Annotated in this window: 16 protein-coding genes; all 16 read left to right on the top strand. The window is 59.0% G+C overall.

Translation table 11 applies throughout. From position 1 onward, the window contains the following. The first annotated feature begins 216 nt into the window (after positions 1–216). The 16 genes from rpsB (at position 217) to dnaE (ending at position 18,471) form a co-directional block, all read left to right on the top strand. Positions 217–954, top strand: a complete 738-nt coding sequence (gene rpsB / locus CIB54_RS07650; protein ID WP_003219330.1) for a 30S ribosomal protein S2 — start codon at positions 217–219, stop codon at positions 952–954. A 204-nt stretch (positions 955–1,158) separates the two neighbouring features. After that, positions 1,159–2,022 carry a translation elongation factor Ts gene (gene tsf, locus CIB54_RS07645; RefSeq protein ID WP_065886087.1) on the top strand — a complete coding sequence of 288 codons (864 nt, stop codon included), beginning with the start codon at positions 1,159–1,161 and terminating at the stop codon, positions 2,020–2,022. A gap of 213 nt (positions 2,023–2,235) precedes the next feature. Next, positions 2,236–2,979 (top strand): UMP kinase, encoded by a 744-nt coding sequence (pyrH, locus tag CIB54_RS07640; RefSeq protein WP_003189161.1) that lies wholly within the window; start codon positions 2,236–2,238, stop codon positions 2,977–2,979. Beyond that, positions 2,976–3,533: a ribosome recycling factor gene (gene frr, locus CIB54_RS07635; RefSeq protein WP_065886088.1), complete on the top strand. Its 558-nt coding sequence runs from the start codon at positions 2,976–2,978 to the stop codon at positions 3,531–3,533. Before pyrH ends, frr begins: the two co-directional genes overlap by 4 nt. 17 nt (positions 3,534–3,550) lie before the next feature. Beyond that, positions 3,551–4,306, top strand: a complete 756-nt coding sequence (gene uppS, locus CIB54_RS07630; protein ID WP_017137143.1) for a polyprenyl diphosphate synthase — start codon at positions 3,551–3,553, stop codon at positions 4,304–4,306. Continuing rightward, the gene (locus CIB54_RS07625) at positions 4,307–5,113 is read left to right on the top strand and encodes a phosphatidate cytidylyltransferase (protein WP_065951936.1); all 807 of its coding nucleotides are present in this window, start codon (positions 4,307–4,309) and stop codon (positions 5,111–5,113) included. Further along, positions 5,110–6,315 (top strand): 1-deoxy-D-xylulose-5-phosphate reductoisomerase, encoded by a 1,206-nt coding sequence (ispC, locus tag CIB54_RS07620; protein WP_065951937.1) that lies wholly within the window; start codon positions 5,110–5,112, stop codon positions 6,313–6,315. The genes CIB54_RS07625 and ispC overlap by 4 nt, the downstream gene beginning before the upstream one ends. A 38-nt stretch (positions 6,316–6,353) precedes the next feature. Beyond that, positions 6,354–7,706, top strand: coding sequence for a sigma E protease regulator RseP (gene rseP / locus CIB54_RS07615; RefSeq protein WP_065951938.1), 1,353 nt, complete (start codon positions 6,354–6,356; stop codon positions 7,704–7,706). A gap of 74 nt (positions 7,707–7,780) precedes the next feature. Beyond that, positions 7,781–10,168, top strand: coding sequence for an outer membrane protein assembly factor BamA (gene bamA, locus CIB54_RS07610; protein WP_101219355.1), 2,388 nt, complete (start codon positions 7,781–7,783; stop codon positions 10,166–10,168). 45 nt (positions 10,169–10,213) lie between these two features. Then, a complete protein-coding gene (locus CIB54_RS07605) occupies positions 10,214–10,717 on the top strand; it encodes an OmpH/Skp family outer membrane protein (protein WP_003189173.1) in 504 nt (167 codons plus the stop codon). A gap of 3 nt (positions 10,718–10,720) precedes the next feature. Then, positions 10,721–11,776: a UDP-3-O-(3-hydroxymyristoyl)glucosamine N-acyltransferase gene (gene lpxD, locus CIB54_RS07600; RefSeq protein ID WP_065951940.1), complete on the top strand. Its 1,056-nt coding sequence runs from the start codon at positions 10,721–10,723 to the stop codon at positions 11,774–11,776. 111 nt (positions 11,777–11,887) lie between these two features. Continuing rightward, positions 11,888–12,328, top strand: coding sequence for a 3-hydroxyacyl-ACP dehydratase FabZ (gene fabZ / locus CIB54_RS07595; RefSeq protein WP_003172281.1), 441 nt, complete (start codon positions 11,888–11,890; stop codon positions 12,326–12,328). After that, complete coding sequence (lpxA, locus tag CIB54_RS07590; protein WP_057723196.1) at positions 12,325–13,101, top strand: acyl-ACP--UDP-N-acetylglucosamine O-acyltransferase; 777 nt, start codon at positions 12,325–12,327, stop codon at positions 13,099–13,101. Before fabZ ends, lpxA begins: the two co-directional genes overlap by 4 nt. Positions 13,102–13,103: 2 nt before the next feature. Then, a complete protein-coding gene (lpxB, locus tag CIB54_RS07585) occupies positions 13,104–14,243 on the top strand; it encodes a lipid-A-disaccharide synthase (protein WP_101219353.1) in 1,140 nt (379 codons plus the stop codon). Continuing rightward, on the top strand, positions 14,240–14,872 hold the full coding sequence (gene rnhB, locus CIB54_RS07580; protein WP_065896980.1) for a ribonuclease HII: 633 nt from the start codon (positions 14,240–14,242) through the stop codon (positions 14,870–14,872). Before lpxB ends, rnhB begins: the two co-directional genes overlap by 4 nt. 77 nt (positions 14,873–14,949) lie before the next feature. Further along, a complete protein-coding gene (dnaE, locus tag CIB54_RS07575; protein WP_101219351.1) occupies positions 14,950–18,471 on the top strand; it encodes a DNA polymerase III subunit alpha in 3,522 nt (1,173 codons plus the stop codon). Positions 18,472–18,506 lie beyond the last annotated feature (35 nt).

Raw genomic sequence — 18,506 nt, 5'->3', positions numbered from 1 at the left:
TTCAAGGGCTTGCGCGAGCGCGGCGCGCGGCAAACGTGAATGCGTGTTCCGTTTTTGCCGATGCTGTGGTATAAAATGCGCCGCTTTCCGGGGATACCCCGCAGAGCTTAAATCCACACACGTGTCGACACGATGACCTGGGTGCCGGAGGCCTTGATGCCGCTGGTTGGTCATTGGGATACGTGGAGGCCAAACCCGACTTATTAAGGAACTATCATGTCCCAAGTCAACATGCGCGATATGCTGAAGGCCGGTGTGCACTTCGGTCACCAGACCCGTTACTGGAACCCGAAAATGGGTAAGTACATTTTCGGCGCACGTAACAAGATCCACATTATCAACCTTGAAAAAACCCTGCCTATGTTCAACGAAGCGCTGACCTTCGTAGAGCGCCTGGCTCAGGGCAAAAACAAGATTCTGTTCGTCGGCACCAAGCGTTCCGCTGGCAAGATCGTTGCTGAAGAAGCAGCACGTTGCGGTTCGCCGTACGTCGATCACCGCTGGTTGGGCGGCATGCTGACCAACTTCAAAACCATCCGTGCTTCCATCAAGCGTCTGCGTGACCTTGAAGTGCAAGCCGAAGACGGTACTTTCGCCAAGCTGACCAAGAAAGAGGCGCTGATGCGCACTCGCGACCTGGAAAAGCTCGATCGTTCCCTGGGTGGTATCAAGGACATGGGCGGTCTGCCTGACGCACTGTTCGTTATCGACGTTGATCACGAGCGCATCGCGATCACCGAAGCCAACAAGCTGGGCATCCCTGTTATCGGCGTAGTCGATACCAACAGCAGCCCGGAAGGTGTTGACTACATCATCCCAGGCAACGATGACGCAATCCGCGCTATCCAGCTGTACATGGGTTCGATGGCTGACGCTGTAATCCGTGGTCGTAACCACGTTGCTGGTGGTACCGAGCAGTTCGTTGAAGAAGCTCCGGTCGCTGCCGCTGAGTAACTGACGCCCTGGCGTTGACTCAGTAAGCAAAAAGGGGGCTTGGCCCCCTTTTTGCCACCTCGAAAACCGTTTGTCGGCGCCCATTTGTAGCAGCGCAACATTGCGACTGTAACGTGCAGCAGCTAACAACGGTGGTTCGGGAAGAATTGATCCCCCGTTCGATCGGGTGGAATGGTTGAAAACCTATCCAAGAGGAATTTGAAAATGGCAGCAATTACTGCAGCGTTGGTTAAAGAACTGCGTGAGCGTACCGGCGAAGGCATGATGGATTGCAAGAAAGCCCTGGAAAAGGCTGACGGCGACATTGAAAAAGCCATTGATGACATGCGTGCTTCCGGCGCGATCAAGGCTGCCAAGAAAGCAGGCAACGTAGCTGCTGAAGGCGCTATCGCTCTGAAAGAAGACGGCAAATCCGCCGTTCTGCTGGAAGTGAACTCGCAGACCGACTTCCTGGCTCTGCAGGACGACTTCAAGGCATTTGTTGCTGCCAGCGTTGATAAAGCGTTCGCCGACAAGCTGACTGATGTCGCTCCGCTGATCGAGGCTCAAGAAGCTGCACGCCTGGTTCTGGTTGGCAAAGTTGGCGAAAACGTCAACATTCGTCGCCTGACCCGTGTGGAAGGTGATGTTGTTGGTGGTTACCTGCACGGCAACAAAATCGGTGTAGCGGTTGTTCTGAAAGGCGGCGACGTTGAGCTGGCTAAAGACATCGCCATGCACGTTGCTGCAAGCAACCCTGAGTTCCTGCTGCCTTCGGAAGTGTCTGCCGAAGCGATCGAGCGTGAGAAAGCTGTGTTCCTGCAGCTGAACGAAGAAAAAATCAAAGGCAAGCCAGAAAACATTGTTGAAAATATGGTCAAGGGCCGTATCAGCAAGTTCCTGGCTGAAGCAAGCCTGGTTGAGCAGGCGTTCGTCAAGAACCCTGAAATCAAGGTGGGCGAACTGGCCAAGAAAGCCGGTGCTGAAATCGTTTCCTTCACCTACTTCAAAGTAGGCGACGGCATCGAGAAGCCGGTCGACAACTTCGCTGAAGAAGTTGCTGCCCAGCTGGCTGCCGCCAAGCAATAAGACAGTTTTCAACTGTCGCCCGAAAGAGGCTGCCCGCTCACGCGCGCAGCCTCTTTTCAAATGGGAAGGCTAATTTTATTTGGCTTCCCCTTGGAACTGGCTTACAAAGCCGTGTTCCGATGGCGCTGTGATAGCGTCCAGCTAGAGTGAACGCAAGCCGTAAACGGCTCGCCAAGAATTTTTTAAGAAAATACGCCGCAGGAGAGATTCGCAATGGCTCAGCAGGGCAGTGGTTATCAGGCTCGCTATAAACGCATTCTACTCAAGCTCAGCGGCGAGGCCCTGATGGGCTCGGAAGAGTTCGGGATCGACCCCAAGGTGCTCGACCGCATGGCGCTCGAAGTCGGCCAATTGGTCGGTATCGGTGTTCAAGTGGGCCTGGTGATCGGCGGTGGCAACCTGTTCCGCGGTGCGGCGCTGAGTGCTGCCGGCATGGATCGGGTCACTGGCGACCACATGGGCATGCTGGCCACTGTGATGAACGCCCTGGCCATGCGTGACGCCCTGGAGCGCGCCAATATCTCGGCCATCGTGATGTCGGCGATTTCCATGGTCGGCGTGACCGATCACTACGATCGCCGCAAAGCCATGCGCCACCTGAACTCCAAGGAAGTGGTGATCTTCGCCGCAGGCACCGGTAACCCGTTCTTCACCACCGATTCGGCCGCGTGTCTGCGCGCTATCGAAATCGACGCCGACGTGGTGCTGAAGGCGACCAAGGTGGATGGCGTATACACTGCAGATCCATTCAAAGACCCGCATGCCGAGAAGTTCGATCATCTGACCTACGATGAAGTACTGGATCGCAAGCTGGGTGTGATGGACCTGACGGCTATCTGCCTGTGCCGCGACCACAAGATGCCGCTGCGCGTATTTAACATGAACAAGCCCGGCGCCCTGCTGAATATCGTACACGGCGGCGCGGAAGGGACTCTGATCGAGGAAGGCCAACAATGATCAACGAAATCAAGAAAGACGCTCAAGAGCGTATGCACAAATCCCTGGAGTCGCTCAACCATGCGTTCGGTCAGATTCGTACCGGCAAAGCGCACCCGAGCATCCTGGGCAGCGTGATGGTGCCGTATTACGGCACGGACACGTCCATCACCCAGGTGGCCAACATCACCGTAAAAGACTCGCGCACCCTGCAAGTCGTGGCCTTCGAGCGCAACATGCTCGGTGCTGTCGACAAGGCCATCCAGAGCGCCGGCTTGAACCTCAACCCGACCAACCTGGGCGAGTTGCTGCTGATTTCCATGCCTGCCCTGACCGAAGAAACCCGCAAGGGCTTCACCAAGCAGGCGCGCAGCGCGGCTGAAGATGCACGCGTGGCCGTGCGCAATATCCGTCGCGATGCTTTGGGTGATCTGAAGAAGCTGGTCAAGGACAAGGAAATCAGCGAAGACGAAGAACGTCGCGCCGTTGCCGATATCGATAAGCTGACCAAGGATGCGGAGGCCCAGATCACCAAGGCCACCGAAGAAAAAGAAAAGGACCTGATGGCCGTATAAGGGGTCAGGACGCCTTCATGGAAAAGACCAAGCAGACTGTGCCCTCTGTGGTGCCGCGCCATGTCGCGATCATCATGGATGGGAATAATCGCTGGGCGAAGAAACGCTTTATGCCGGGTGTTGCCGGGCATAAAGCGGGTGTCGATGCGGTGCGCGCTGTCATCGAAGTGTGTGCCGAAGCCAAGGTCGAAGTGCTGACGCTGTTTGCCTTTTCCAGTGAGAACTGGCAACGGCCTGCCGAAGAAGTCAGCGCCTTGATGGACCTGTTCTTCAAGGCGCTGCGTCGCGAGGCCAAGCGCCTCAATGACAACAACATCAGCCTGCGTATCATTGGGGATCGCTCCCGGTTCCACCCGGAGCTGCAAGCGGCCATGCGTGAAGCCGAGGCGATCACTGCCGGCAGCAACCGTTTTGTGCTGCAGATCGCAGCCAACTACGGCGGCCAGTGGGACATTGCCCAGGCTGCGCAGCGACTGGCCCGCGAAGTGCAGGCCGGTCATCTGCGGCCCGACGACATCACGCCCGAACTGTTGCAAACCTGCCTGGTGACCGGCGACTTGCCGTTGCCGGACTTGTGCATCCGTACCGGTGGCGAGCATCGCATCAGCAATTTCCTGCTGTGGCAGCTAGCCTATACCGAGCTGTACTTCTCCGACCTGTTCTGGCCGGACTTCAAACACGATGCCATGCGCAATGCGCTGGCTGATTTCGCTTCCCGTCAGCGTCGCTTCGGTAAAACGAGCGAGCAGATCGAAGCTGGAGCCCGGGTTTAAATGCTTAAACAACGAATCATCACGGCACTGATCCTGCTGCCGATTGCCTTGTGCGGTTTTTTCCTGCTCGAGGGTTCCGGGTTTGCGCTGTTCATCGGCCTGGTCGTCACGCTCGGCGCATGGGAGTGGGCGCGTCTGGCGGGGTTCAGCGACCAGTTGCCCCGTATGGCGTATGCCGCAATCGTCGCGCTGTTGCTGTTCCTGATGTACATCCTGCCCGATATCGCGCCCTGGGTGCTGGGGGCGGCGGTACTGTGGTGGGCCACGGCGACGTTCCTGGTGCTGACCTATCCGCGTACCAGCGGCCAGTGGTCCAGTGTGGCGTGCAAGTTGGTGATTGGCTTGCTGATCCTGCTGCCGGCCTGGCAAGGACTGGTGGAGATCAAGCGTTTCCCGAACGGCAACGAATTGATCCTGGCCGTCATGGTGCTGGTCTGGGGAGCTGACATCGGCGCCTACTTTTCGGGCCGTGCCTTTGGCAAGCGTAAACTGGCGCCTGCCGTCAGCCCGGGCAAGAGCTGGGAAGGCGTATACGGGGGCCTGGCCTTGACGCTGCTGATTGCGTTGGTGGTCGGTGTGCTGCGTGACTGGTCGGTGAAGCAGATTATCCTGGCCTTGCTGGGGACTGCCGTGGTCGTATTCATTTCGGTGGTGGGCGACCTCACCGAAAGCATGTTCAAGCGTCAGGCCGGGATCAAGGACAGCAGTAACCTGCTGCCAGGTCACGGTGGCGTGCTGGACCGTATTGATAGTCTCACCGCTGCGTTGCCGATCTTTGCCGTGTTGCTGTGGATGATCGCTTCGTGAGCCGCTTGCAACAGGTCACCGTGCTGGGAGCGACGGGCTCGGTCGGGCTGAGCAGCCTGGATGTAATCGCCCGTCATCCTGACCGTTATCAGGTATTTGCCCTGACTGGCTTCACGCGTATGAGCGAACTGCTGGCGCTGTGCGTGCGTCACTCGCCGCGGTTTGCGGTGGTGCCGCAGGCAGCTGCTGCGCGAGGGCTGCAGGATGACCTGCGCGCTGCCGGCCTTGCTACCCAAGTGCTGGTGGGCGAGGAAGGTCTGTGCCAGGTGTCGGCGGATGCCGAAGTGGATACGGTCGTGGCGGCGATAGTCGGGGCGGCGGGTTTGCGTCCCACACTGGCCGCAGTCGACGCGGGCAAAAAGATCCTGCTGGCCAATAAAGAAGCCCTGGTCATGTCCGGCGCGCTCTTCATGCAGGCTGTGCGCAAGAGCGGTGCGGTCCTGTTGCCCCTCGACAGTGAGCACAACGCGATTTTTCAGTGCATGCCCGCCGATTTTGCCCGCGGCTTGAGCCAGGTGGGTGTGCGTCGGATTTTGCTCACGGCTTCCGGTGGACCTTTCCGGCAAACTCCGCTGGATGAGCTGGAGTATGTATCGCCGGACCAGGCGTGTGCGCATCCGAATTGGTCCATGGGGCGCAAAATCTCCGTGGACTCGGCAAGCATGATGAACAAAGGGCTGGAGCTGATCGAGGCGTGCTGGTTGTTCGATGCGCGGCCCGACCAGGTGGAAGTGGTGATTCACCCTCAAAGTGTGATTCATTCCCTGGTCGATTACGTAGACGGCTCGGTACTGGCGCAATTGGGTAACCCCGATATGCGCACACCGATCGCCAATGCCTTGGCTTGGCCGGAACGGATTGACTCCGGTGTGGCGCCGTTGGACCTGTTTGCGATTGCGCGCCTGGACTTTCAAGCGCCCGACGAGCAGCGCTTCCCGTGCCTGCGTCTGGCCCGGCAAGCGGCCGAGGCGGGTAACAGTGCGCCAGCCATGCTTAATGCAGCCAATGAAGTGGCCGTGGCAGCGTTTCTCGAACGGCGCATCCGCTTTCCGCAGATCGCGAGTATCATCGAGGACGTTCTGAATCTTGAGCCGGTAGTGGCTGTGAATGATCTGGGAGCAGTGTTCGAGGCGGATACCAAGGGCCGGGCCCTGGCCGAGCAATGGCTGGACCGCAACGCGCGTCAGGTTGTGGGCGGGTGAGCGCCTTCAGGCATCGGATTGAAATGCGGAGAAATTAGATGAGTGCGCTCTACATGATTGTCGGCACCCTGGTTGCTCTGGGCGTGCTGGTTACCTTCCACGAATTCGGCCACTTCTGGGTGGCGCGTCGTTGCGGCGTCAAGGTATTGCGCTTTTCCGTCGGTTTCGGCATGCCGCTGGTTCGCTGGCATGATCGTCGTGGCACTGAGTTCGTGATCGCAGCTATCCCGTTGGGTGGCTATGTGAAGATGCTCGATGAGCGAGAAGGCGAAGTGCCTGCGGATCAGTTGGACCAGTCCTTCAACCGCAAGACCGTTCGTCAGCGGATCGCCATCGTGGCTGCCGGCCCGATCGCCAACTTCCTGCTGGCGATGGTGTTTTTCTGGGTCCTCGCCATGCTGGGCAGCCAGCAGGTGCGCCCGGTCATCGGTGCGGTCGAGTCGGGCAGTATTGCGGCCAAGGCCGGGTTGGTGGCAGGGCAGGAAATTGTTTCCATTGATGGCGAGCCCACCACCGGCTGGGGCGCGGTCAATTTGCAGTTGGTGCGTCGACTGGGCGAGAGCGGTACTGTCAATGTGGTGGTGCGCGAGCAGGACTCCAGTGCCGAAAGCCCGCGTGAGCTGGCGTTGGACCGTTGGCTTCAAGGCGCTGACGAGCCGGATCCGATCAAATCCCTGGGCATTCGTCCCTGGCGTCCGGCGTTGCCGCCAGTACTGGCCGAGCTCGATCCCAAGGGCCCGGCCCAGGCCGCCGGTCTTAAGACCGGCGATCGGCTGTTGGCCCTTGATGGCCAGGCACTGGGTGACTGGCAGCAAGTGGTCGATCTGGTGCGTGTACGTCCTGATACCAAAATTGTGCTGAAAGTTGAGCGTGAAGGTGCTCAAATCGACGTCCCCGTGACCTTGTCGGTTCGTGGGGAGGCCAAGGCCGCCGGGGGTTACCTGGGTGCCGGGGTCAAAGGTGTCGAGTGGCCGCCATCGATGGTGAGAGAGGTCAGCTTCGGGCCGTTGGCCGCGATTGGCGAGGGTGCTAAACGCACTTGGACCATGAGCGTGCTGACCCTCGAATCCCTCAAGAAAATGTTGTTCGGCGAGCTCTCGGTAAAAAACTTGAGTGGACCGATAACCATTGCTAAAGTGGCGGGCGCTTCTGCCCAGTCGGGTGTCGCGGATTTCCTGAATTTCCTGGCTTATCTGAGTATCAGCCTTGGAGTTCTGAATTTGCTGCCCATTCCAGTATTGGATGGGGGGCATCTGCTGTTTTATCTGGTCGAGTGGGTGCGTGGTCGCCCCTTGTCGGATCGGGTGCAGGGTTGGGGGATACAGATCGGTATCAGTTTGGTGGTCGGAGTGATGTTGTTAGCTCTGGTCAACGATCTGGGACGACTGTAACGCTTCGCTGAATTGCGAATCTGCCGCATTTTGCGGCAGTTTGTTTATTGCCAGTTGGAATAAGAAAGGACTTCATGAAACGTCTGCTGCTAACTGCGGTTCTCACCGTATTGATGATCGCCGAAGTTCACGCCGAGTCCTTCACCATCTCCGATATTCGCGTCAACGGCCTCCAGCGGGTTTCCGCGGGTAGCGTCTTTGGTGCCTTGCCGTTGAACGTCGGGGAACAGGCTGATGATCGTCGCCTGGTGGAATCCACTCGTGCGCTGTTCAAAACCGGGTTCTTTCAAGATATCCAACTGGGTCGCGAAGGCAATGTCCTGGTCATCACCGTCGTCGAGCGGCCTTCCGTCGCGAGTATCACGATCGAAGGCAACAAGGCCATCTCCACTGAAGACCTGATGAAAGGGTTGAAGCAGTCGGGCCTGGCCGAGGGCGAAATCTTCCAGCGCGCCACCCTCGAAGGTGTGCGTAACGAGCTGCAACGCCAGTACGTTGCCCAGGGCCGCTACTCGGCGAGCGTGGAAACGGAAGTGATCCCGCAGCCGCGTAACCGGGTAGGCCTGAAGGTCAACATCAACGAAGGCACCGTGGCGGCCATCCAGCATATCAACGTGGTGGGCAACACCAAGTTCGCTGATGAAGACCTGATCGACCTGTTCGAACTCAAGACCACCAACTGGTTGTCGTTCTTCAAGAACGATGACAAGTACGCCCGTGAAAAATTGTCCGGCGACCTGGAACGCCTGCGCTCCTACTACCTGGACCGTGGCTACATCAATATGGACATCGCTTCGACCCAGGTGTCCATCACCCCGGACAAGAAGCACGTCTACATCACTGTCAACGTCAACGAAGGCGAGAAGTACAAGGTTCGTGACGTCAAGCTCAGCGGTGACTTGAAAGTGCCTGAAGACCAGGTCAAGTCCCTGTTGCTGGTCCAGAAGGACCAGGTGTTCTCGCGCAAGCTGATGACCACCACCTCCGAGCTGATCACCCGTCGCCTGGGTAACGAAGGCTATACCTTCGCCAACGTCAACGGCGTGCCGACCCCGAACGATGAAGACCACACCGTGGACATCACGTTCGTCGTCGATCCAGGCAAGCGTGCCTACGTCAACCGCATCAACTTCCGTGGCAACACCAAGTCCTCGGACGAAGTACTGCGTCGTGAAATGCGCCAGATGGAAGGCGGTTGGGCGTCGACTTACCTGATCGACCAATCCAAGACCCGACTTGAGCGCCTGGGCTTCTTCAAGGAAGTCAACGTTGAAACCCCGGCCGTACCGGGTGTGGATGACCAGGTCGACGTGAACTATGCCGTTGAAGAACAAGCCTCGGGCTCGATCACCGCCAGCGTCGGTTTCGCCCAGAGCGCCGGTTTGATCCTGGGGGGTTCCATTACCCAGAACAACTTCCTCGGTACCGGTAACCGTGTCTCCATCGGTCTGACCCGAAGCGAATACCAGAGCCGATACAACTTCGGCTACACCGACCCCTACTGGACTGCAGATGGTGTGAGCCTGGGCTACAACGCCTTCTATCGCACCACCGACTACAAAGACCTCGACGTTGACGTTGCAAGCTATGCGATCGACAGTCTCGGTGCCGGTGTGAACGTGGGTTACCCGATCAGCGAGACCTCGCGTCTCACCTTCGGCCTGACCGCGCAGCAGGATGAGATCAAGACCGGTGTGTACACCGTGGATGAGATTTTCGACTTCACCCGCCGTGAGGGCGACAAGTTCCTGAACTTCAAGGCGTCTGCCGGCTGGTCCGAGTCGACCCTGAACAAAGGTGTACTGGCAACCCGTGGCCATTCCCAGAGCCTGACCGCGGAAGTCACCACGCCGGGCAGCGACCTGTCGTTCTTCAAACTCGATTATCGCGGCCAGTTGTTCCAGCCGTTGAGCGACAACTACACCATGCGCCTGCACACCGAACTGGGCTATGGCGACGGTTATGGTTCGACCAATGGCTTGCCGTTCTATGAAAACTACTACGCGGGTGGCTTCAACTCGGTACGTGGCTTCAAGGACAGCACCCTGGGTCCTCGTGGTACGCCGAGCCGTGGCGAGGCGCTTACTGGTAACCGGGGCACGGTGGCTGACTCGGACAACGATCCGCTGCCGTTCGGCGGTAACGTACTGATCCAGGGTGGTGCGGAAATTCTGTTCCCGCTGCCATTCGTGAAAGATCAGCGTTCCCTGCGTACTTCGGTCTTCTGGGACGTGGGTAACGTGTTCGACTCCAAATGTGAACAGGTCACCAACCCGAACGGTTCGCGGTCCAACACCCAGTGCAATGACGTGAGCCTCAGCAATCTGGCGAGCTCCGTGGGTGTGGGTGTGACCTGGGTGACCGCGCTGGGCCCATTGAGCTTTGCTCTGGCCATGCCGATCAAGAAACCGGATAACGCTGAAACCCAGATTTTCCAATTCTCCCTTGGCCAGACGTTCTAAGCGTCTGACCTAAGATAACGACAACGGATTCTGTAGGAGTACATCGTGCGTAAGTTGACTCAATTGGTCTTGCTGGCCACTGTGCTGGTAACCACCCCGGCCTTCGCCGAAATGAAAATCGCCGTGCTGAACTATCAGATGGCCCTGCTGGAATCTGACGCGGCCAAGCGTTATGCCGTGGATGCCGAGAAGAAATTCGGTCCGCAACTGACCAAGCTCAAGACCCTGGAAAGCAGCGCCAAGGGCATCCAGGACCGCCTGGTTGCCGGTGGCGACAAGATGCAGCAAGGCGAGCGCGAGCGTCTGGAGCTTGAGTTCAAGCAAAAGGCCCGTGACTACCAGTTCCAATCCAAGGAGCTGAACGAAGCCAAGGCTGTTGCCGACCGCGAAATGCTCAAGCAGCTCAAGCCCAAGCTCGACAGCGCTGTGGAAGAAGTCATCAAGAAGGGTGCCTTTGACCTGGTGTTCGAGCGCGGCGCCGTGATTGACGTCAAGCCTCAATACGACATCACCCGCCAGGTGATCGAGCGCATGAACCAGCTGAAGTAAACCATGACTGCGACTATCAAGCTCGGCGAGTTGGCCGAGTTCCTGGGGGCCACCTTGCGTGGCTCCAAGGAGAAGGAAATCACTGGGCTAGCCACCTTGCAGGAGGCTGGCCCAGCTCAGTTGAGCTTCCTCGCAAACCCTCAATACCGTAAATACCTGGTCGATTGCCAAGCCGCAGCCGTGTTGCTCAAGGCCGCTGACGCCGAAGGGTTTATCGGGGATGCGCTGGTGGTGGCTGATCCCTACCTGTGCTACGCGAAAGCATCGCACCTGTTCGATCCCAAGCCGAAGGCGGCGGGTGGTATCCATCCGTCAGCGGTGATCGCGCAGGATGCGCAGGTCGATCCTGCGGCCAGCATTGGCGCTTTCGCGGTCATCGAGAGTGGCGCGCGTATTGGCGCTGGCGTCACCGTAGGCGCGCATTGCTTTATCGGTGCGCGCTGCGAAATCGGCGCCGATGGCTGGCTGGCGCCTCGCGTTACTCTTTACCACGATGTGCGTATCGGGCAGCGGGTGGTCATTCAGTCAGGTGCAGTGATCGGCGGTGAAGGCTTTGGCTTTGCCAATGCCAAAGGTATCTGGCACAAGATTGCCCAGGTCGGCGGCGTATTGATCGGTGACGACGTGGAAATCGGTGTCAACACCGCGGTCGATCGCGGGGCCCTGGCCGACACCGTGATTGGCAATGGCGTGAAGCTCGACAACCAGATCCAGATCGCCCACAACGTGCAGATTGGCGACCATACCGCCATGGCTGCCTGCGTGGGGATTTCCGGCAGCACTAAAATCGGCAAGCATTGCATGCTTGCCGGTGGCGTGGGGCTGGTGGGGCATATCGATATTTGCGACAACGTCTTCATCACTGGCATGACCATGGTCACTCACTCGATTACCGAGCCAGGGGCTTATTCATCCGGTACCGCCATGCAGCCTGCGGCTGAATGGCGCAAGAGTGCGGCGCGTCTGAGACAGCTCGACGACATGGCTCGACGTCTCAAACAGCTGGAAAAGCGTGTTGGGGACGTGACCCCTGGCGGTGATGCTTCATCAGAAGGCTGATACCATTTCCATATCAAGTGTGCACAGCCGATAGACTGCCTCCTTGATTTGCTAGCGGGGCGTGCTTTTAGTCCGCCCGCCCCCAATCTTTATTACAGGCTTCCCCCCGAAATGATGGACATCAACGAGATTCGCGAATACCTGCCTCACCGTTATCCGTTCCTGCTGGTGGATCGTGTAGTGGACCTCAATGTTGAGGAAAAGCGCATTCGTGCCTACAAGAATGTCAGCATCAACGAACCGTTTTTCAATGGTCACTTTCCTGCGCATCCCATCATGCCGGGCGTGTTGATCATCGAAGCAATGGCCCAGGCTGCCGGTATCCTTGGTTTCAAAATGCTTGACCTCAAGCCTGCCGACGGCACGCTTTACTATTTCGTGGGTTCCGACAAGTTGCGTTTCCGCAATCCGGTCACTCCGGGTGACCAGTTGATCCTGGAAGCCAAGTTCATCAGTTGCAAGCGCCAGATCTGGAAGTTCGAATGCCAGGCTTCGGTGGATGGCAAGCCGGTGTGCTCTGCCGAGATCATCTGTGCGGAACGCAAACTATGAGTTTGATTGACCCTCGCGCAATCATCGATCCGTCGGCCGTACTGGCCGCCGACGTTGAGGTCGGCCCCTGGTCGATCGTCGGCGCAGGTGTGGAAATCGGCGAGGGGACTGTCATCGGGCCACACGTGATCCTCAAGGGTCCGACCCGCATTGGCAAACACAATCGTATCTACCAGTTTTCCTCGGTAGGCGAAGACACCCCGGACATGAAGTACAAGGGTGAAGAAACACGCCTGGTCATCGGTGACCACAACATCATCCGTGAAGGCGTGACCATTCACCGTGGCACCGTGCAGGATCGAGCCGAGACCACGCTGGGTGATCACAACCTGGTGATGGCCTATGCGCATATCGGCCACGACAGCGTGATTGGCAACCATTGCATCCTGGTCAACAACACCGCGTTGGCCGGGCACGTGCATGTGGATGATTGGGCGATCCTGTCCGGTTTCACCCTGGTGCATCAATATTGCCATATCGGCGCCCACAGCTTTTCCGGCATGGGCACCGCCATCGGCAAGGATGTCCCTGCATTCGTCACGGTGTTCGGCAATCCTGCCGAAGCCCGCAGCATGAATTTCGAAGGCATGCGCCGTCGCGGTTTCAGCGACGACGCAATTCAGGCCCTGCGCCGCGCCTACAAGACGGTTTACCGTCAAGGGCTGACGGTTGAGCAGGCCCTGATCGAACTGGCCGAGCCGGCAGCGTCGTTCCCGGAAGTCGCGGTGTTTCGTGACTCGATCCAGGCGTCGACTCGCGGCATTACCCGCTGATCATGGCCAAGTTGCGTATCGCATTGGTCGCCGGGGAAGCTTCCGGCGATATCCTCGGCGCCGGCCTGATGCGGGCTCTGAAAGTCCGGCACCCCGCAATCGAATTTATCGGCGTGGGTGGCCCCTTGATGCAGGCCGAAGGCCTCACCTCCTACTTTCCGATGGAGCGCCTGTCGGTCATGGGGTTGGTCGAGGTGCTGGGGCGCCTGCGTGAATTGCTTGCTCGGCGCAAGCTACTGATCAAGACGCTGATCGATGAAAGGCCCGACGTCTTTATCGGTATCGATGCCCCGGACTTCACCCTCAACATTGAACTCAAGTTGCGCCAGGCCGGGATCAAGACCGTGCACTATGTCAGCCCGTCCGTATGGGCGTGGCGGCAAAAGCGTGTGCTGAAGATTCGCGAAGGCTGCGACTTGATGCTGACCCTGCTGCCATTCGAGGCCAGGTTCTACGAAGAGCAGGGCGTGCCGGTGCGGTTTGTCGGCCATACCCTGGCCGATGCTATTCCTTTGCACGCTGACCGTGACGCGGCGCGTACCGAACTGGGGTTGGCCGCCGGCCCGCTGGTCGCGTTGATGCCGGGTAGCCGGGGAGGGGAAGTCGGACGTCTTGGCAGCCTGTTTTTTGATGCCGCCGAACGCCTGCAAACACTCAAGCCGGGCGTTCGTTTTGTGCTGCCGTGCGCCAGCCCGCAGCGTCGCGCGCAAATTGAAACATTGCTGGAGGGGCGCAACCTGCCGCTGACCCTGCTCGACGGCCAGTCGCACCTGGCCCTGGCCGCCTGCGATGCCGTATTGATTGCGTCGGGTACCGCAACCCTGGAGGCCCTGCTGTACAAACGTCCGATGGTGGTGGCCTATCGTCTGGCGCCGCTGACCTTCTGGATTCTCAAGCGCATGGTCAAAAGCCCGTACATTTCCTTGCCTAACCTGCTGGCTCAACGGTTGCTGGTGCCGGAGTTGTTGCAGGACGATGCTAAGCCCGAAGCGCTTGCGCAAACGCTACTACCCTTGATTGATGGCGGCGAAGAGCAGACCCGTGGTTTCGACGCTATTCACCGCACCTTGCGCCGTGATGCCTCGAACCAGGCGGCGGATGCCGTGCTGAACCTGATCGGCCAAAAACAGGAAGCTTTATGAGTACGCAGATGGGCCTGGATTTCAGCCTGGTTGCACAGGCCCATGAACTGGTGGCGGGTGTCGACGAAGTCGGGCGCGGCCCGTTGTGCGGTGCGGTCGTAACGGCGGCGGTGATCCTCGACCCGAACCGTCCGATCCTGGGCCTTAATGATTCGAAAAAACTCACTGAAGCCCGTCGTGAAAAACTCTATGACGAGATCTGTGAAAAGGCCTTGAGTTGGCATATCGCCCGGGCGGAAGTCGAAGAAATCGACGAACTGAACATCCTGCACGCCACCATGCTTGCCATGCAGCGTGCAGTTGAAGGGCTGCATATCACCCCCAGGCTGGCGATGATTGACGGTAACCGTTGCCCCAAACTGGCGATGCGCGCCGAGGCCGTGGTCCAGGGTGACAGCAAGGTGCCGGCCATTGCGGCGGCGTCGATCCTGGCCAAGGTCAGCCGCGACCGCGAAATGGCGGCTTTCGATCTGGTTTACCCGGGCTACGGCATGGGCGGCCATAAAGGCTACCCGACGCCCGTTCATCTGGAAGCCCTGGCGCGACTCGGTCCTACGCCGATCCACCGCCGCTCGTTCGCCCCGGTGCGCCAGGCTTATGAGCTGCGCGAGAGCCTCAGCGAGGTGTAGTCGCGAGGCTGATGTTTTGCTCCAGGCCCGGTACAATCCCGGGCCTTGTCGTTTCCAAGTTACTGCACAGGATCACTATGCCGGCTTCATTCGTTCATCTACGCCTGCACACTGAATACTCCCTGGTCGACGGCCTGGTACGGATCAAACCGCTGGTCAAGACCCTGGTGGGCATGAACATGCCGGCGGTGGCGGTTACCGACCAGAACAACATGTGCTCCCTGGTCAAGTTCTACAAAAACGCCATGGGCGCAGGTATCAAGCCGATCTGTGGCGCCGACCTGTGGCTGTCCAACAAAGACCCGGATAACCCGCTGAGCCGCATCAGCCTGCTGGCGATGAACGGCGTGGGTTATCGCAACCTGACCGAGCTGATTTCCCGTGGCTTTATCGATGGTCAGCGCAATGGCTCGATCATCATCGAGCGCGAGTGGGTGGCCGAAGCCAGCGAAGGCGTGATCATGCTCTCGGCCGCCAAGGAGGGCGAGGTTGGTATCGCGCTGCTCGGTGGCAACCCGCAGGAAGCCGAAGTGCTGGCCCGCGAATGGATGCAGGTGTTCCCCGACCGCTTCTACCTCGAAGTGCAGCGCACCAACCGCCCCAACGATGAAGAGCATCTGCACGCCGCCGTGGCCCTGGCCGACAAGCTGGGCGCGCCGCTGGTGGCGACCAACGATGTGCGCTTTATCAAGAAGGAAGATTTCGAAGCCCACGAAACCCGCGTGTGCATCGGCGAAGGCCGCGCCCTGGATGACCCGCGCCGTTCGAAGAACTACAGCGAAGAGCAGTACCTCAAAAGCGCCGAGGAAATGGCCGAACTGTTCAGCGACTTGCCCGAGGCCCTGGAAAACTCGGTCGAAATCGCCAAGCGCTGCAACATCGAAGTGAAGCTGGGCAAGCACTTTTTGCCCAACTTCCCGATTCCCGATGGCATGACCATCGACGAGTACTTTCGCAAGGTGTCGTTCGATGGCCTGGAGGATCGCCTGCGCGTCCTGTTGCCGAAGGACACCACCGAAGATTACGAAGCCAAGCGCCAGGTCTACGTCGATCGGCTGAATTTCGAGCTGGATATCATTATCCAGATGGGGTTCCCCGGTTACTTCCTGATCGTGATGGACTTTATTCAGTGGGCCAAGAACAACGGCGTACCGGTAGGTCCGGGCCGTGGGTCAGGTGCGGGCTCGTTGGTGGCCTACGTGCAGAAGATCACCGACCTTGACCCGTTGGAATATGACCTGCTGTTCGAACGCTTCCTGAACCCGGAACGTGTATCCATGCCCGACTTCGACGTCGACTTCTGCATGGACGGCCGCGATCGCGTGATCGAATACGTGGCCGAGAAGTACGGCCGCAATGCGGTGAGCCAGATCATCACCTTCGGTTCCATGGCCGCCAAAGCTGTAATCCGCGACGTGGCCCGGGTGCAGGGCAAGTCCTACGGGCTGGCTGACCGCCTGTCGAAGATGATCCCGTTCGAAGTGGGCATGACCCTGGAAAAAGCCTACGAGCAGGAGGAAATCCTGCGCGACTTCATCAAGGTCGATGAAGAAGCCGCCGAAATCTGGGACATGGCGCGCAAGCTCGAAGGCGTGGTGCGTAACGTCGGTAAACACGCCGGCGGCGTGGTGATCGCGCCGACCAAGCTGACTGACTTCTCGCCGATCTACTGCGACGAAGAAGGTGACGGCCTGGTTACCCAGTTCGACAAGGATGACGTGGAGGCGGCCGGCCTGGTGAAGTTCGACTTCCTCGGCCTGCGCACCCTGACGATCATCGACTGGGCGCTCAAGACCATCAACCGCGACCGCGCCAAGGTGGGCGAGGAACCGCTGGATATCGCGTTCATCCCGCTGGACGACAAACCGACCTACAGCCTGCTGCAAAAAGCCGAAACCACGGCAGTGTTCCAGCTTGAATCCCGGGGCATGAAGGAGCTGATCAAAAAGCTCAAGCCCGACTGCCTGGAAGACCTGATCGCACTGGTGGCCCTGTTCCGTCCGGGGCCGTTGCAATCGGGCATGGTGGATGACTTCATCAACCGTAAGCACGGCCGCGCCGAGCTGGCGTACCCGCACTCCGACTATCAGTACGAAGGCCTCAAGCCGGTACTGGCGCCAACCTACGGCATCATCCTGTATCAGGAACAGGTGATGCAGATTGCCCAGGTCATGGCGGGCTACACCCTCGGCGGCGCGGACATGTTGCGTCGCGCCATGGGTAAAAAGAAACCCGAAGAAATGGCCAAGCAGCGCGGCGGTTTCATTGAGGGCTGTGCCACCAACAATATCGACGCCGACCTGGCCGGTAACATCTTCGACCTGGTGGAGAAATTCGCCGGTTACGGCTTCAACAAATCCCACTCCGCCGCCTATGGCCTGGTGTCGTACCAGACCGCCTGGCTGAAAGCCCACTATCCGGCGCCGTTCATGGCGGCGGTACTCTCGGCGGATATGCACAACACCGACAAGGTCGTGACCTTGATCGAGGAAGTGCGCACCATGAAGCTGCGCCTCGACGCGCCGGACGTGAACGCCTCGGAGTTCAAGTTCACGGTGAACGACGAAGGCCGCATCATTTATGGCCTCGGCGCGATCAAGGGGGTCGGTGAAGGCCCGGTGGAAGCCATCACCGAAGCGCGCCAGGACGGGCCCTTCAAGGATCTGTTCGACTTCTGTGCGCGGGTCGACCTCAAGCGTATCAACAAACGCACCCTTGACGGCCTGATCCGCAGCGGCGCGCTGGACCGCCTTGGCCCGTATTTCCATGACGAGCCGAAGGCTTACCAGGCCAATATCGACCGCAATCGCGCGGTGTTGCTCACCGCTATGGAAGAAGCGATCAAGGCTGCCGAACAGACTGCCCGTACCCATGACAGCGGCCACGCCGACCTGTTTGGCGGGTTGTTCGTCGAAGAAGACGCGGATGTGTATGCCAACCATCGCAAGGCCAAGGATCTGACCCTCAAGGAACGTCTCAAGGGCGAGAAAGACACCTTGGGCCTGTACCTCACCGGTCACCCGATTGACGAGTACGAAGGCGAAATCCGCCGTTTTGCCCGCCAGCGCATCATCGACCTGAAACCGGCGCGCGATACCCAGACCGTCGCCGGCATGATCATCGCCCTGCGTGTGATGAAGAATAAGAAGGGCGACAAGATGGGCTTCATCACCCTCGATGACCGCTCGGGCCGGATCGAAGCCTCGCTGTTTGCCGACGCGTTCCACTCCGCCCAGTCGCTGCTGCAGACCGACGCCATGGTGGTGGTGGAGGGGGAGGTCAGCAACGACGATTTCTCCGGCGGCCTGCGCCTGCGCATCAAGCGGGTGATGAGCATGGAAGATGCACGCACCAATCTGGCCGAAAGCCTGCGCCTGAAAGTCAAGACCGAGGCACTCAAGGGCGATCAGCTACGCTGGTTGGGTGACCTGCTCAAGCGTCACCGTGGCGCGTGCCCGGTGACCATGGAGTACACCGGCAACGACGCCAAGGCTATGCTGCAGTTTGGCGAGACCTGGCGAATTGATCCGGCTGACGGCTTGATTCAAGCTTTGCGTGACCAGTTCGGGCGAGACAACGTCTTCCTCCAATACCGTTGACGGTCAGCGCCCCTGACCTCGGCTGAACATTTAAT

It is taken from the genome of Pseudomonas fluorescens, assembly GCF_002837185.1.
In the GTDB taxonomy this organism is placed as follows: Bacteria; Pseudomonadota; Gammaproteobacteria; order Pseudomonadales; family Pseudomonadaceae; genus Aquipseudomonas; species Aquipseudomonas fluorescens_AM.
The sequence above is the reverse complement of the archived record's forward strand: the minus strand, read 5'-3'. Positions and strand labels throughout refer to the sequence as shown.

What these genes read in the sequence shown, in the direction of transcription:
- lpxB (WP_101219353.1), top strand. Translation starts at nt 13,104, where the DNA reads ATGGCCAAGTTGCGTATCGCATTGGTCGCCGGGGAAGCTTCCGGCGAT.
- fabZ (WP_003172281.1), top strand. Translation starts at nt 11,888, where the DNA reads ATGATGGACATCAACGAGATTCGCGAATACCTGCCTCACCGTTATCCG.
- dnaE (WP_101219351.1), top strand. Translation starts at nt 14,950, where the DNA reads ATGCCGGCTTCATTCGTTCATCTACGCCTGCACACTGAATACTCCCTG.
- lpxD (WP_065951940.1), top strand. Translation starts at nt 10,721, where the DNA reads ATGACTGCGACTATCAAGCTCGGCGAGTTGGCCGAGTTCCTGGGGGCC.
- CIB54_RS07625 (WP_065951936.1), top strand. Translation starts at nt 4,307, where the DNA reads ATGCTTAAACAACGAATCATCACGGCACTGATCCTGCTGCCGATTGCC.
- uppS (WP_017137143.1), top strand. Translation starts at nt 3,551, where the DNA reads ATGGAAAAGACCAAGCAGACTGTGCCCTCTGTGGTGCCGCGCCATGTC.
- rpsB (WP_003219330.1), top strand. Translation starts at nt 217, where the DNA reads ATGTCCCAAGTCAACATGCGCGATATGCTGAAGGCCGGTGTGCACTTC.
- tsf (WP_065886087.1), top strand. Translation starts at nt 1,159, where the DNA reads ATGGCAGCAATTACTGCAGCGTTGGTTAAAGAACTGCGTGAGCGTACC.
- lpxA (WP_057723196.1), top strand. Translation starts at nt 12,325, where the DNA reads ATGAGTTTGATTGACCCTCGCGCAATCATCGATCCGTCGGCCGTACTG.
- rnhB (WP_065896980.1), top strand. Translation starts at nt 14,240, where the DNA reads ATGAGTACGCAGATGGGCCTGGATTTCAGCCTGGTTGCACAGGCCCAT.
- rseP (WP_065951938.1), top strand. Translation starts at nt 6,354, where the DNA reads ATGAGTGCGCTCTACATGATTGTCGGCACCCTGGTTGCTCTGGGCGTG.
- pyrH (WP_003189161.1), top strand. Translation starts at nt 2,236, where the DNA reads ATGGCTCAGCAGGGCAGTGGTTATCAGGCTCGCTATAAACGCATTCTA.
- frr (WP_065886088.1), top strand. Translation starts at nt 2,976, where the DNA reads ATGATCAACGAAATCAAGAAAGACGCTCAAGAGCGTATGCACAAATCC.
- bamA (WP_101219355.1), top strand. Translation starts at nt 7,781, where the DNA reads ATGAAACGTCTGCTGCTAACTGCGGTTCTCACCGTATTGATGATCGCC.